Annotated in this window: 14 protein-coding genes; 2 read left to right on the top strand and 12 right to left on the bottom strand. The window is 36.3% G+C overall.

Annotation, left to right across the window (positions count from 1 at the left end):
- Window positions 1-62: 62 nt before the first annotated feature.
- From O3793_RS00755 to O3793_RS00720, 8 genes are all read right to left on the bottom strand, one after another.
- Window positions 63-707, bottom strand: coding sequence for a thermonuclease family protein (locus tag O3793_RS00755; RefSeq protein ID WP_371444851.1), 645 nt, complete (start codon window positions 705-707; stop codon window positions 63-65).
- A gap of 53 nt (window positions 708-760) precedes the next feature.
- Window positions 761-1,321, bottom strand: a complete 561-nt coding sequence (frr, locus tag O3793_RS00750; RefSeq protein WP_048712951.1) for a ribosome recycling factor — start codon at window positions 1,319-1,321, stop codon at window positions 761-763.
- A gap of 3 nt (window positions 1,322-1,324) precedes the next feature.
- A complete protein-coding gene (gene pyrH, locus O3793_RS00745) occupies window positions 1,325-2,047 on the bottom strand; it encodes a UMP kinase (protein ID WP_048712948.1) in 723 nt (240 codons plus the stop codon).
- A 76-nt stretch (window positions 2,048-2,123) separates the two neighbouring features.
- A complete protein-coding gene (gene tsf / locus O3793_RS00740; RefSeq protein WP_371444848.1) occupies window positions 2,124-3,005 on the bottom strand; it encodes a translation elongation factor Ts in 882 nt (293 codons plus the stop codon).
- A 115-nt stretch (window positions 3,006-3,120) separates the two neighbouring features.
- The gene (rpsB, locus tag O3793_RS00735) at window positions 3,121-3,891 is read right to left on the bottom strand and encodes a 30S ribosomal protein S2 (RefSeq protein WP_039848780.1); all 771 of its coding nucleotides are present in this window, start codon (window positions 3,889-3,891) and stop codon (window positions 3,121-3,123) included.
- A gap of 163 nt (window positions 3,892-4,054) precedes the next feature.
- Complete coding sequence (locus O3793_RS00730) at window positions 4,055-4,468, bottom strand: hypothetical protein (RefSeq protein WP_371444846.1); 414 nt, start codon at window positions 4,466-4,468, stop codon at window positions 4,055-4,057.
- Window positions 4,469-4,482: 14 nt separating this feature from the next.
- Complete coding sequence (locus O3793_RS00725) at window positions 4,483-5,775, bottom strand: hypothetical protein (RefSeq protein WP_371444844.1); 1,293 nt, start codon at window positions 5,773-5,775, stop codon at window positions 4,483-4,485.
- 24 nt (window positions 5,776-5,799) lie between these two features.
- Window positions 5,800-7,080: a hypothetical protein gene (locus tag O3793_RS00720; RefSeq protein WP_371444842.1), complete on the bottom strand. Its 1,281-nt coding sequence runs from the start codon at window positions 7,078-7,080 to the stop codon at window positions 5,800-5,802.
- Between the two features lie 139 nt (window positions 7,081-7,219).
- On the opposite strand from O3793_RS00720, the gene O3793_RS00715 reads away from it, so the two are divergent.
- Window positions 7,220-7,843 (top strand): lysophospholipid acyltransferase family protein, encoded by a 624-nt coding sequence (locus tag O3793_RS00715; protein ID WP_371444841.1) that lies wholly within the window; start codon window positions 7,220-7,222, stop codon window positions 7,841-7,843.
- A gap of 61 nt (window positions 7,844-7,904) precedes the next feature.
- Here O3793_RS00715 and O3793_RS00710 read toward each other — a convergent pair whose 3' ends face one another.
- The 3 genes from O3793_RS00710 to O3793_RS00700 form a co-directional block, all read right to left on the bottom strand.
- On the bottom strand, window positions 7,905-8,138 hold the full coding sequence (locus tag O3793_RS00710) for a YneF family protein (protein WP_005605509.1): 234 nt from the start codon (window positions 8,136-8,138) through the stop codon (window positions 7,905-7,907).
- Between the two features lie 121 nt (window positions 8,139-8,259).
- The gene (scrK, locus tag O3793_RS00705) at window positions 8,260-9,147 is read right to left on the bottom strand and encodes a fructokinase ScrK (protein ID WP_371444838.1); all 888 of its coding nucleotides are present in this window, start codon (window positions 9,145-9,147) and stop codon (window positions 8,260-8,262) included.
- A gap of 99 nt (window positions 9,148-9,246) precedes the next feature.
- Complete coding sequence (locus tag O3793_RS00700) at window positions 9,247-11,142, bottom strand: glucose PTS transporter subunit IIA (RefSeq protein WP_371444836.1); 1,896 nt, start codon at window positions 11,140-11,142, stop codon at window positions 9,247-9,249.
- 194 nt (window positions 11,143-11,336) lie between these two features.
- Here O3793_RS00700 and O3793_RS00695 point away from each other — a divergent pair, with 194 nt between their 5' ends.
- Window positions 11,337-12,794: a sucrose-6-phosphate hydrolase gene (locus tag O3793_RS00695; RefSeq protein WP_371444834.1), complete on the top strand. Its 1,458-nt coding sequence runs from the start codon at window positions 11,337-11,339 to the stop codon at window positions 12,792-12,794.
- 30 nt (window positions 12,795-12,824) lie between these two features.
- Here O3793_RS00695 and O3793_RS00690 read toward each other — a convergent pair whose 3' ends face one another.
- On the bottom strand, window positions 12,825-14,180 hold the full coding sequence (locus tag O3793_RS00690; protein WP_285252526.1) for an MATE family efflux transporter: 1,356 nt from the start codon (window positions 14,178-14,180) through the stop codon (window positions 12,825-12,827).
- Window positions 14,181-14,199: the final 19 nt, after the last annotated feature.

Here is a 14,199-nt window from a genome sequence, read left to right as displayed (position 1 = left end):
CAATATATAGTTCTTATGAAAATGCATTTTCATTTTAAAACACAATATATAGTTTAGACAGATTACTTATAAACGCTGGTATCAAAGCCTTTGTTAGTCACGTAACCGTCTTTTTCCCAAATATTTTTCTTACGTTTTTTTGCTTTCTTTTCAATTTCTTGGAATTGTTTTAAAAGGCTCGTGTTTGGTTCGTAGGCATACCCAACTCTGGCAAGTCCTTCTTCAATTAAAATATCTTGAAGTAATTTGCCGTCGACATACACATACATTAATGCACGATCATACTTATCCGCATGATCACCGACATCGAAACTTCCTTCGATTTTCTTCGCGTTTGTTAATAGTTCTTCAGTACGTTTCTTCGCTTCATCTGCAAAAGGTTGAGCTTCTTTACCCTCTTTTGCTGTTTCGGGAGCATCTACAATGAGTAGACGCACTTTAAATTCTTTCCCTTCATAACTGAGGTGGAATGTATCTCCATCTGCTCCGTATACATATTTGAAAGGATATTTTTTCATGCTCTCAAAGTAATCAAAATTCTTTCCTGTAAATGAGGAATTAGAAGCGTTTTGAGACGTTTTCGATGAAGAATGAGTATTGGATTTATTCGTTGCCTTTTGCTCTCCAAAAGCCTTGTAAAGAGCAAATACAACCACAATAATAATTGAAATAATTGTACTAATCATTTTCCATTGTTTTTGTGTCATTTTGTTCCTCCCTAATAAATAAAAAAGAGGCAAAAGCCCCTTTTCTATTCAAATTAAACTTCTAAAAGTTCTTTTTCTTTATTTGCTGCTAATTTGTCGATGTTTTTAACACTGTCATCCGTAACTTTTTGGATGTCTTTTTCAAGTGTGTGTAATTCATCTTCAGTAATTTCTTTAGCTTTTTCAGCCTTTTTCGCTTGGTCAATCGCATCACGACGAATGTTACGTACACTTACTTTTGCACTTTCAGCTTCTTTACCTACTTGTTTAGCCAATTCTTTACGACGTTCTTCTGTTAATTGTGGAATAATTAAACGAATAACAGAACCATCACTTGTTGGAGTGATTCCGATATCGCTCATTAAAATCGCACGTTCAATGTCGTTTAATGAAGATTTATCATATGGTGTAATTAAAAGCATACGAGCTTCTGGAACAGTGATTGAAGCTAATTGGTTTACTGGAGTTAATGCTCCGTAATATTCCACTTCTAAACGGTCTAAAAGACTTGCGTTTGCACGTCCAGCACGGATTGAGCCTAATTCACGTTGAAGTGCATCTTCAGATTTTTTCATACGTTCTTTCGTATGAGCTAAAATTTCGCTAGTTGACATTACCTATTTCCCCCTAACTGTTGTACCAATGTTCTCCCCTAATACAACGCGTCTAATATTTCCTGGTTCGTTTAAATTAAACACCACTAAAGGAATATCGTTATCCATAGAAAGTGAGCTTGCCGTTGTATCCATAACCTTCAAACCTTTTTGGATAACATCTAAGTGTGTTAATTCATTGTATTTCTTCGCATTGACGTCTACCCGTGGGTCGGCACTATAAACACCATCCACATTGTTTTTCGCCATTAAGATTGCGTCTGCTTCAATCTCAGCAGCACGTAAAGCAGCGGCTGTATCTGTTGAGAAGTAAGGGTTCCCTGTACCGCCTGCAAAAATCACAACACGTTCTTTTTCTAAGTGACGAACAGCTCTACGACGGATATATGGTTCAGCAATTTGACGCATATCAATAGAAGTTTGAACACGAGTTGGAACTCCTACATTTTCTAGTGCGTCTTGAAGTGCTAATGCATTCATAACAGTTGCTAACATTCCCATGTAGTCTGCTTGAGCGCGTTCCATACCAACTTCTTCACCAGTAACGCCACGCCAAATGTTACCACCACCGACAACAATTGCAATCTCAACACCAAGATCATGAACCTCTTTTAACTCTTTCACAACTTCTTTAATCGTTGGTGGGTTAATACCGAAGCCTGCTTTACCTGCTAATGCTTCACCACTTAATTTTAAAACAACACGTTTGTATTTTGGTTCAACCATTGCTTTATCTCCTTAATCTTTATAAAAAAAGGGAATAGCGGGTAGCTATCTACCATATTCCCTCAATGAACAGTGATTATTTTTTAACTTGTCCCATAACTTCTTCAACAAAGTTATCAACACGTTTTTCTAAACCTTCACCAACTTCATAACGGTGGAATAATTTAACTTTTCCGCCTTTAGAAGCAACGAATTTAGATACAGTTTGATCTGGATCTTTAACGAATGGTTGGTCGTTTAAGCTAATTTCAGCTAAGAATTTGTTTAAACGTCCAGCAATCATTTTTTCTACGATGTTAGCTGGTTTACCTTCGTTTAATGCTTGTTCAGTAAGAACTTTCTTTTCATGTTCTAATTCTTCTTCAGAAACTTGTGAACGGTCAATATATTTAGGATTGATTGCAGCGATGTGCATTGAAACATCTTTAGCTGCTGAATCGTCTGTAGAACCTTCAACAACAGTTAACACACCGATACGTCCACCCATGTGTAAGTATGCACCGAAAGCATCTGCATCAGATTTTTCAACGATTTCGAAACGACGTAAAGTGATTTTTTCACCGATAACTGTAGTTGCTTCTGCAATTACGTCAGAAATTTTACCGTTTGGAGTTTCAACTTCAAGAGCTTCTTCTAATGTTGAAGGGTTTGCTTTTAAGATTGCTTCAGAAACTTCTTTAACTAATGCTTGGAATTTATCGTTTTTAGCAACGAAGTCAGTTTCAGCATTTACTTCTAAGATAACTGCACGGTTTCCTTCAACTAAAACATTAGTGATACCTTCTGCAGCGATACGGTCTGCTTTTTTAGCAGCTTTTGCTAAACCAGCTTCACGTAAGTAGTCAACCGCTTTGTCGATATCTCCTTCAACTTGAACTAATGCTTTTTTAGCATCCATCATACCTACGCCAGTCATGTCGCGTAATTGTTTTACTAATTGAGCTGTAACTTGAGCCATTCTCAATTCCTCCTATAATTTGCTTTTAAATTTTTTCAAACTTTTTAAAAAAAGCTGTTTGAATTGAAAAGTCTATTTCGCCTCTTTCTGATTCAAACAGCTTAACAGTTAGTGATTATTCAGCGTTGTCGCCTTCAACTAATTTTTCGATATCTTCTAATGAAGTATCTTTATCTAAGTCTTCAACGTCTACTGCTACGTCTTCACCTTGGTTACCTTCGATGAATGCATCAGCCATTTTAGCAACGATTAATTTAACCGCGCGGATAGCATCATCATTTGATGGAATAACAACATCGATTTCATCTGGGTCACAGTTTGTGTCAACCATAGCAACGATTGGAATGTTTAATTTGTGAGCTTCTTGAACTGCAATACGTTCTTTACGAGGGTCAACGATAAACATTACATCAGGAATGCGTGGCATATCTTTAATACCACCTAAGTATTTTTCAAGTTTGTCTAATTCTTTTAATAGAATACCAACTTCTTTTTTAGGTAATACTTCGAAAGTGCCGTCTTCTTGCATTTCTTTGATTTTTTTCAAACGTTTGATACGTGTTTGGATTGTATCCCAGTTAGTTAAAGTACCACCTAACCAACGATGGTTAACGTAGTATTGACCTGAACGGATTGCTTCGTCTTTAACAGCATCTTGTGCTTGTTTTTTAGTACCAACGAATAATGCAATACCACCGTTTTCAGCAACTTCATGCATATAGTTGTATGCATCGTCCACTAATTTAACAGTTTTTTGTAGGTCGATGATATAGATACCATTTCTTTCTGTGAAGATGTATCTCTTCATCTTAGGGTTCCAGCGACGTGTTTGGTGACCGAAATGTACACCAGCTTCTAACAATTGTTTCATTGAAATAACTGCCATTTTTGTTTTCCTCCAATTTGGTTTATATTTTCCTCCCCAATTTTCAGCGATAAGACCTCTTCTAAAAGAAGCACCAATCTTAACATCCAATTAGGTGTGAATTTTTTTGGTTTTTACACCATCAATGATTGTACATGAAAGTTATTTAAAATGCAAGGAAATTCTATTGTTTTCCTTCTGCGAAAACGTAAATCATTAAACACAAAAGATTAAATATTAATAATAGAATAAACGTTAATACTGCTCCGCTATTTCCAGTAACAATAGATTCAAATGGCATAATCACCGTAAAAGGATATTTTAATTCGTTAAATGTAAAATATAAGAATAGAACAAACGCCATAGTTCCTGGAATTCGGACCTTTGCATTGTCTTTTGCAACAACAAAGTTAATAATATAGAGTTCACGCAATACAGCAAATAGAATTACAAAAAACAAAATGATAAAAACAATAAAATAAACTGTAAATAATGCTTTTGTAATTCCATGCCCAATAACAACTTCAAGCATAAATAGGACGAAATAAAGAATAGTTGGAAGTAATAAGTTAATATACTGAATCTTTTTATTATTCATAAAAACCTCCTTTTCTATTTCAATTCATCTTCCTCAAAATACCCTAACCCATTTTCCACAACAAAAGTACTAATCACGTCTCTAGTTTTTCCATTCACCTCAGCACTACCCTTGAATTGATAGACTCCATCCCAGAAGGTGCCTCTTGGTAATCCTTCAAGTACTTCTTTAAAGTATTCTAAGTTAGATAACCCTGCTTTCTGCGCTTTAGAAGTTAATACAGAATAGAAAATGAGATCAATATTAGCGTAAATTTGATCGTTCTTCATAGCTTGCTTTACATCAATATTGTAAAAACCAGCAGCGTCTTGATCCCCTTTTTCGACATTTTGAAGAGATTCAGCAATTAAAAATGCCGTAAATTCATATCCGTCTGTTGGATAAAAATCAACTCTAGACTCTTTTACCAGCTCAACTTTAAAAGCTGTATTAATGGTATCAGCAATCGTATAAGGCACTTTTAATTTATTTAATTTTTCTTTATAAAGGCTGAGTAAGAAGTTGAATTCCTCATATTTTACTTTATCAAGACGTTCGCGCTCTTTATCAGTTGTTAATAGTTCTTTGATTTTTTGAACATTCTCATTTGAAATTGCTAATTCATATTGATCTCCAGCCTCTTCAGAAATCGTATAATTTTTTGAATAAGAATAGCCGTCCGAAAATTGCTCTGTATATTCCAAACTCACTTCATATCCCCGTAATTCAAAAGCATGTTTTTTATTTTTTACTTTCACTGTCCCGTTCAGACCGAAGTCTTTAAACTCTTGAGGATAGTTTTTCCCAGAATTAAAAAGTGTTGGTGCGGAAATTGTTGAAAATGCAGTTGAGACTAGCAAAATATTTGTAATAACGATTAATAGCAAGCTAAATACAAAATGGTATTTTGCATCATTATTATCTTCTCTATGCAGCCATAGTTTTTGATAAATCGCGATGATAAAAATTAATGTGAGAATTAAACTTAAGGCAAATGTTTCAGAAAAATGATGCATGAAATTAATGATCTTCAATTTGCCTTTCACTAATTCAGCGCTCTGAATAAAGTAACTTACAATTACAAGAACCAATTGAATAATACTTGAATTTCGAATATTTCTGTCCTCTTTAAACCCTAGCATTAAACGGATTGGCTCAATGAGTAAAAAGAGATTTCCAAAAGCAATCAGTGCACACGATAAGATAACAAAGAACCCTGCAAAAGAAGGAATCTCTCCAGATGGATATAAATAGAAAATAACATTATAGATTATATATCCAATGATGACTAAACTCAGCCGGAAAAAACTGACTGTATTTCGTTTCATAAAAGTTCCTCCTTACTTATCAGTTTACGGATTTCTCATTTCGTCTTCTTCAAAATGACTATTTCCTTTTTCAATTACCATCGTGACCGTGACCCACTGATCTTTACCATCAATTTTAGTAGTCCCACCAAACTTATAGGTTCCATCCTCAAGCGTTCCTGATGGAATCTCAGATAGTATCTTTTTAAGATAATCGACACGACTTGCATTTTTATCTTTTAGAAATTGATCTAACTCAAGGTAATTAACATAACCAAAGTTGGCAATCATCGCTTTATTTAGAATATCAATATTATAAAATCCAGCAACTTCATTATCGCCGTTTGCTCTATTTTTCAGAGCGTTTTTAATAATCAAGCTATAAAATTCAGGAGGATTTTTTGGATAAAGACTTAAACCGTATTTTTCTACTAGTTTGAACCCTACCGCATTATTCACTTTATCGATTAGGTCTGTATCAATTTTACGTTTTCTAATTAAGTCCTTATAAAGGAATAGCACAAATTGAAATTCTTGTTTCTTTACTTTATCGAACAACTCTTTTTCCTCATCAGTATCCAGATACTTACTAATCTCCTGTGCGAGTTGATCATCCAACTGCGTTACGTGAGTCCCGTTGCGAACTTCAGCAATATCAATTAACTCCCAGAAATAAGTGCCATCAGATAACTTCTCATCATAATGTAAAGTTGTACGAGAACCAACATACGGTTCAATTAATTGAGTTTTCTCTCGGACCTCTACTTTTCCGGTAAATCCGAAATCTTTAAACTCCTGTACATATTGTTTGTTTGCATCGAAGACAGACGCTTTACTATTCGTGAAAAGTAAGAAGTTACACAGTAAGACCACGCATGCCCCAAAAACTAAACTGAAAATGGATGATGACTTTTCTTGTTGCTCTACTACTCTTTTTTGAATAACACCGATAATGAAAATTACCGAATAGAGGATGCATGTTGCAACTAAAAGTGGATAATGTTCCACATAATTAATAGGCCACCAATTTCCATAAGCTAAATTCGTCAGTTGCAAACAGAAGCCAATACAAGCTGCAATGAGTTGAATCATACTGGTTAATTGAATCGTTTTGTTCTTTTGGTAAGTATCTCTGTTTTTTACTATATCTCTAAAAATAAAAATATTCCCTAACACAATGATTGCCAAAGATAAAAAGAAGACTGGCCAGACGATAAAGAACGCGTAGCCACCAGAATAATCCAATAAAAAATAGATAATATTGTATAATAAATATCCTAATAAGACTAAACTAAGTCGAAAATAGCTAATTTTATATTCTTTCATAGGAAATCCCCCGTAAAATTGTTACCATTATTATACCATATATAACGAAAAAAGAGAGGGTTTCCATGAGTGTTTTGAACTTGCAAAAACTGCTGAATTCACGCATACTACAATTACAGATGAAATAAAGGAGAATGTTATGATATACAAAATCACTATTTGGATAGTTCGCGGACTACTAGTTCTATTAAATGGATTTGGCGATTACCAAGGTCGAGAAAAAGTACCTAAAGACACAGGTTATGTGCTTGTAGCCCCTCACCGTTCATGGTTAGATCCTGTGATGATGGCGATTGCTGTTTATCCTCAACCTCTTGTCTTAATGGCAAAACAAGAATTATTCAAACCAAAACCATTCGGTTGGTTTATTAAAAAACTTGGTGCTTTCCCGGTAAATCGTGAAAAACCAGGACCAAGCGCAATTAAATATCCTGTTCAACAAATTAAAGAAAACAAAAAAGCCCTTGTTATCTTCCCTACTGGAACACGATACTCAAACGAGATGAAAGGTGGAGCAGTCATGATTGCTCGTTTAGCAAAAGCCCCTATCGTTCCAATGGTGTATCAAGGACCGTTAACATTCAAGGATATTATTAAACGTAAAAAAATGCATGTACGAATTGGCGACCCAATCTATATCGCAGACCAAAAACTAACAAAAGAAGAAATCGCAAATTACGATCAAGTACTGATTCAAATATTCGATGAACTCGATAAAGAAATTGATCCAAATTATGTATATGAATTACCTGTAAAAAAATAACGTTATACCGTATACGGTATAACGAAAAAAACCATCGGAATTTTCCGATGGTTTTTCTTTATTATTTTTTAGCTCTTTTTTTAGCTTGTGCTTTCATTGAAGCAGCAATTTGACGAACTTTTTGTTCAGATGGTTTTTGACCCATTTGAGTCATCATACTACGAATCATATCTTCATCAAATGGTGGGTTTTCTGCAAAGTAGTTCATCATTGTACGACGTGCGATAAAGAAACCACCGATCGCACCTGCGATTGCAGCAAGAATCACGATTAAAATCCATGCTCCTGTTGACATTGGCTTTCTCTCCCTTCAATATGTGTATCCTCATCTATTGTACTAGATTATGAGGAAAATGAAAAGTCTTGCGGTAAAGTTTTCATTTGTTAATTTTGCAAATCAGCAACACATTGAAAAATTATTTTACTAAGCTTTTTGCCAAAACATAGTTCCCTAAAGTAGCTGAACCATTATTATCAACGGCTGGAGTAACAATAAAGTCTTTTACTGGTGGTGTTGGTACATATCCGTTTAGTAATTCCTCAAACATACGATGAACGCGTTCTAACATATGATTTTGAGCCATAACTCCTCCACCAAAAACAATCTTTTCAGGACGGAAAGTTAATGTTGCTTGAAGAGCTGCTTGTGCAATATAACTAGCTTGAATATCCCAAACATCACTAGCGATATCGATATGTTCCCCACGAACTCCAGTACGAGCTTCTAAACTTGGGCCAGCTGCTAAACCTTCAAGACATCCTTTATGGAAAGGACAAACGCCATCGAAGTTATTTGCTACATCAATTGGGTGCTTACTTACATAAACATGCCCCATTTCAGGATGGCTAGTTCCTCCGATAAATTCACCACGTTGAATCACACCTGCTCCAATACCAGTACCAATTGTGTAATAGACAAGCGTTTCGATATTTTCTCCACGATTATTACGTGCATATACTTCTCCGTATGCAGAACTATTTACATCTGTTGTAAAGTAAATTGGGACATCTACTCTCTTCTTCAATGCACCTACAACATCCACGTTTGCCCAATTTGGTTTTGGTGTTGTAGTGATATACCCATATGTTTTAGATTTAGGGTCCACATCAATCGGTCCAAAAGAACCAATCCCGATGGCTGCTAGATTTTTGAATTTAGCAAAAAAATCAGCTGTTTTCTTTAAAGTCTCTTGTGGAGTCGTTGTTGGAAATTGTAGTTCCTCAACCGTGTTGAATTCTTCGTCTGCTACCGCACAAATAAACTTTGTGCCGCCAGCTTCTAAACTTCCATATAAGTTTGTCATAGGCCTAAAGCTCCCTTGGTTATTTTTTATTATTGTATCATATTTTAACCCAAAAAAAAGAAGACGAATCCTATAATAGAATTCGTCTTCTAGAAAAAATTATACATGTAATTCTAATACACGAGTTTTATTCGTAACAGAACCAGTAGCAATTGGAGTTACTTCTGCATAATCCATGGTGTTAGTGATAATCACCATTGTTGTGTCATCTAGACCATTTGCAGCAATCACTTCAGAATCAAATGTTCCGATGATATCTCCTGCTCTTACACGGTCTCCTTGAGATACTTTGGCTTCGAATCCTTCTCCATTCAACGAAACAGTATCGATTCCAACGTGAATAAGAATTTCAGCTCCGTTGTCTGTTTTTAATCCATAGGCGTGGCCTGTTGGAAACGCAATTGCGATTTCAGCATCTGCTGGTGCGTATACAACCCCTTTAGATGGTTTCACTGCAATCCCTTGACCCATTACTCCACTAGAAAATACTGGATCGTTCACTTCGTTTAAAGCCACAACTTCACCTACGATTGGTGAACGTAATTTTTCATCAGCACGTTCAGTCGTTGCTACAACAGGTTCTTCCTCTTGAGCTTCTTGTGAAGAAGGTCCTTCTGCTTCAACAGGTGTATCTAACATTGAATCGTCGTAACCGAATAAATAAGTAAACGTAAATCCTAATGCAAATGATACTGCAACCATGAATAAGTATTGTGGTAATTGTCCATTTCCGACATATAGCATTGAACCAGGAATGATTGTAATACCGTTACTTGTACCTGCTAATCCAAGTAAGGCTGAAAGTGCTCCACCTAACGCACCGGCTAGCAATGAAAGTACGAATGGTTTACGGAATCGTAAGTTCACCCCAAAGATAACAGGTTCAGTAATTCCTAGGAAAGCTGATAAAGCCGCCGGGAATGTTAATGCTTTTAATTTTGGACTCTTCGTTTTAACACCAATCGCAACCGCTGCAGCCCCTTGAGCCGTCATAGCTGCAGTAATAATCGCGTTGAATGGGTTTTGCCCAGTTGCTGATAGTAAGTTGATTTCTAACAAGTTGAAGATATGGTGAACACCAGAAACAACGATTAATTGATGTGTACCACCAATGATTAGTCCACCAAGACCAAATGGTAAATACAAAACAGTTGTCGTAATAGATAGAATGACTTTCTCTACTTGATGGAAAATTGGTCCTAATACAAATAGCCCTAAAATTGACATTACAAATAATGTAATAAATGGTGTTACTAATAAGTCCAATACTTCTGGAACATATTTTCTTACCCATTTTTCAAAATTAGCACCCACAACCCCGATGATAAACGCTGGTAAAACAGAACCTTGTAACCCGACGACATCCACAAGACCGAAGAACTTAATTGGAACAATTTCCCCACCTTTTGCAACTTCCCAAGCATTAGGAAGAGAGCCAGAAATTAACATCAGACCAAGCACGATCCCGATTGTTTGATTTCCACCAAACACTTTAAACGTAGACCAAACTACTAAGGCTGGCAATGCAATAAAGGCAGTGTCTGTTAAGATTTTAGAATAGATTAAGAAATCAGATGGTAATACAACCCCAAAAGCCTCTAATAATCCACGCAGACCCATGAAAAGACCTGTCGCAACAATCGCTGGAATGATTGGAACGAATACATCCCCGAATGTACGAACAGCACGTTGGAACCAGTTACCTTGTTTTGCTGCTTCAGCTTTCATTTCGCTTGTTGTTGAAGTTGGTAAACCAAGAGATACCACTTCATCATAAATACGATTTACAGTTCCTGTACCAAAAATAATTTGGAATTGCCCTGCGTTGAAGAATGCCCCTTGAACTTTCTCAATATTCTCGACTCTATTTGTATCGATTTTTTCTTTATCTTTTACCATGATACGAAGACGCGTTGCACAGTGCGCTACACTACTCACGTTGTCTTTGCCACCAATGGCTTCGATAACACTTTTTGCAATTTCAGTATTATTCATCCATTACACTCTCCTTTATAAAAATTGTTACTAATAATAGCACATTTATTTCATTTCGAATTGTATCATTATACCGTTATAAGTCAAGTTACATCTGATAATGAATCACAAAAAGAACACTTAATCCAAAAAAGCTTGCATTTATGCGAAAAAACACGTATTGTAAAGATACAATTTTAGAGGAGGAATCCATCATGAAATGGACAACAGAACTGAGATATAAACGCTATGATGATTGGTCAGAGGCTGAAAAAAATCAATTAAACTCTACAATGGAAAAGTCCCCTTGGAGAGCGAAATACCACGTAGAACCATCTAGCGGTTTATTAAATGACCCAAACGGATTTTCTTATTTTGATGGTAAATGGATTTTATTCTACCAAAACTTTCCTTTTGGCGCTGCTCATGGATTAAAATCATGGGTTCAACTAGAAAGTGATAATCTTGTGACCTTTAAAGAAACTGGAGTCAAGGTACTACCAGATACTCCACTCGATAGTCATGGTGCGTATTCAGGAAGCGCAATGCAATTTGGTGATAGATTGTTTTTATTTTATACAGGAAATGTGAGAGATGAAAATTGGGTTCGCCACCCTTACCAATTAGGGGCACTGATGGATAAAGACGGCCATATTGAAAAACTTGGAAAAGATTTGATCCCTCAGCCTAGTGATGCTACTGGTCACTTTAGAGACCCTCAAATTTTCCAATATAAAGATCATTATTATGCGATTGTAGGTGGTCAAAATCTAGATAAAAAAGGGTTCGTTCGACTCTACCGAGCTGTTAATAACGACTATACAAATTGGGAAGAAATTGGAAATCTAGATTTTAAGAATGACAATACCGCTTATATGATGGAATGTCCGAATTTAGTATTCGTAGATGACAAACCCGTACTCATTTACTGCCCTCAAGGATTAGATAAAGACGTATTCCACTACGATAATATTTATCCAAACTTATATAAAATCGGTGAAACATTCAACCCAGAAAATGCGACAATCACACCCGTTTCTGAGCTCCATCAATTAGATTACGGTTTTGACGTCTATGCTACTCAAGCATTTAACGCACCGGACGGTCGTGCGCTTTGCATTAGCTGGCTTGGATTACCTGATGTTTCTTATCCTAGCGATGTATACGAACACCAAGGGATCTTATCATTAGTGAAAGAACTTTCCATTAAAAATGGTAAGTTATATCAAACTCCAGTAAAAGGAATCGAAAAACTTCGTCAATCTTCACTTCCGTTTAATAAGTATATTAAAAACACATCAAATTGCTACGAGTTAAACCTTAAATTAGAAGGCGATATGATTTATGAACTTGTTCTATTCTCAGACAAGGATGACAATGGACTATCCCTCATCTTTAATCTTGTAGATGGTGAGGTTGTAGTTGACCGTAGTAAAGTTGGAGAAGCCTTTGCTACAGAATATAGTAGTGTTCGTACAGCACCAATTGCTCCAGCAGACACTACAGCGCGTATTTTTATTGATAATTCTGTCTTTGAAATCTTTATTAATGATGGAGAAATGGTCTTTTCTGGTCGTGTCTTCCCTCGCGCGGATCAAACACATATTTCGATCTTACAAGGCGAACCAACAGGAGTCTATTATCCACTGCTTTCATTTACAAATCCAAACTAAAAAAAGAAGATCCGATAGGATCTTCTTTTTTTATGCTTCAACTAATCGGTGAATCCATTTTCCAGAAAAGACTCTTCGTAATCCAATAAAGGCTTTACATAACTCTTCAGCACCAGCACAGATAACAACTAATTGTACTGGGAAGTGCCATACTGCGGCAGCAAGTAACGCTAAAGGCACTCCTATTAGCCAAACACAAGCCATTTCAAGTTTCATGCCGTACTGCGTATCTCCACCACCTCGAAGAATCCCGACCAAGATAATTGAGTTTAATGTTTTAAATACGAAAATCACACCCATAATTTGGAGTAATTGTTGACCGATAAGGAACACTTCAGGACTTAGATGAGCAAACATCAATAGTGTCCAATGTGGAGTTAGGCTTTGAATACCACCAATGACCACTCCAACAACAAGGGAAATTGTAACGAAGCGTTTTGCTTCTTTTTGAGCTTGTTCGACTTCGTTACGTCCAACTCGGTTTCCAAGCATAATGCTACAGCTACTACCAATCCCTCGAACAAGAATAAACGATAGATTTTGTACAGCTACAGCCACTTGAATCGCTGCTGTCGCCTGTGTCCCAACCATTGCGTACGCTGCATTATAAAACACTTGCCCCAAAGCCCAGAACGTTTCATTAATAATAACTGGATAAGTTGTAATCCAATAATTCATCCATAAGCCTTTTGAAATATGATGCCAATAGCGACCGATTGGTAGTCGGATTGGTCCACTGTATGAAAATACCACACCAAAAAGAACACTCACTTCAACAACACGAGCGATTAATGTCGCTACTGCTGCCCCGACAACACCAAGAGCAGGTGCACCGAATTTCCCAAAAATAAATACATAGTTAAAGACGGCGTTCGTCACAAAGCTACAAATTGTTGCAATAAGAGGAACCTTGGGACTTCCAGTCGTGCGAAGAGCGTTTGTCATCGCAAAACTCCACGCTGTAAATACATAACTTAAAGCAGCCACACGTAAGTAATCTCCGCCGGCTTGAATCACCAGTGGATCCTTTGTAAAAATATGTAGAATTTCATAAGGGAATAATACCCCAAGAAACATGAACACAACGCTGACAACTGTTGATAAAATCAGTGACATTTGATTCACTTCTTGAACCTTATGCGTATTTTTAATCCCCCAATATTGGGAGAAAAGTACTGCAGAACCCGTATGAATTCCAAAACAAATTAATGTAAACAAGAAAAATACTTGGTTTGCAAGTCCGACCCCCGCGATACTAGCATCCCCAAGAGAGGAAATCATAATTGTATCTAGCGTATTCAAAAATGACGTTAATAAGCTTTGTAGCGATACCGGAATTGCGATTGCAAGCATTTGTCTATAAAAATGTTTGTTTTCTTTTTCCATTACTATCCCCTTTCATTCA

The sequence above is a fragment of the Granulicatella sp. 20925_1_28 genome, assembly GCF_041433575.1.
Lineage (GTDB): Bacteria > Bacillota > Bacilli > Lactobacillales > Aerococcaceae > Granulicatella.
This window is presented reverse-complemented; position numbering and strand designations above follow the sequence as displayed.